This window comes from Streptococcus sp. 1004_SSPC (assembly GCF_001069025.1).
In the GTDB taxonomy this organism is placed as follows: domain Bacteria; phylum Bacillota; class Bacilli; order Lactobacillales; family Streptococcaceae; genus Streptococcus; species Streptococcus vestibularis.
Window position 1 is genome coordinate 1 of record NZ_JWGQ01000004.1, and the last position, 308, is coordinate 308.

General features: G+C 38.3%; 2 protein-coding genes. Both read left to right on the forward strand.

Annotated features, from left to right (window positions below; translation table 11 throughout):
- Positions 1–199, forward strand: a 199-nt coding sequence (locus tag ADF62_RS11235; RefSeq protein WP_048787822.1) for a hypothetical protein, incomplete at its 5' end; no start/stop codon positions are given.
- Positions 180–308, forward strand: a 129-nt coding sequence (locus ADF62_RS09985; RefSeq protein WP_179944325.1) for a transposase, incomplete at its 3' end; no start/stop codon positions are given. The genes ADF62_RS11235 and ADF62_RS09985, both read left to right, overlap by 20 nt.

The following is a 308-nucleotide window of genomic DNA, read 5'->3' on the forward strand; positions in this document are numbered from 1 at the left end:
TGTACACTTAAAAAGCTCTATAATCTCTACAGTGGTTTTACCCACTACAGAAATTATAGAGCCACCAAAAACCACCCGCTATGTGGGTGCGCATCGAAGGTTGTACCGTTATAACAAAAAACTCCAAACGCGATACAATAAAGGTGTTCAAGCCAATTGTAAAGCGAAAGGAGAAAAATATGGCACAAAAGGCTCATAGTTTATCGCACACAAAGTGGCACTGTAAGTATCATATTGTGTTCACCCCTAAGTATAGACGAAAAGTCATCTATAATCAATATAGGAGTAGTCTGGGAGAGATTTTTCAT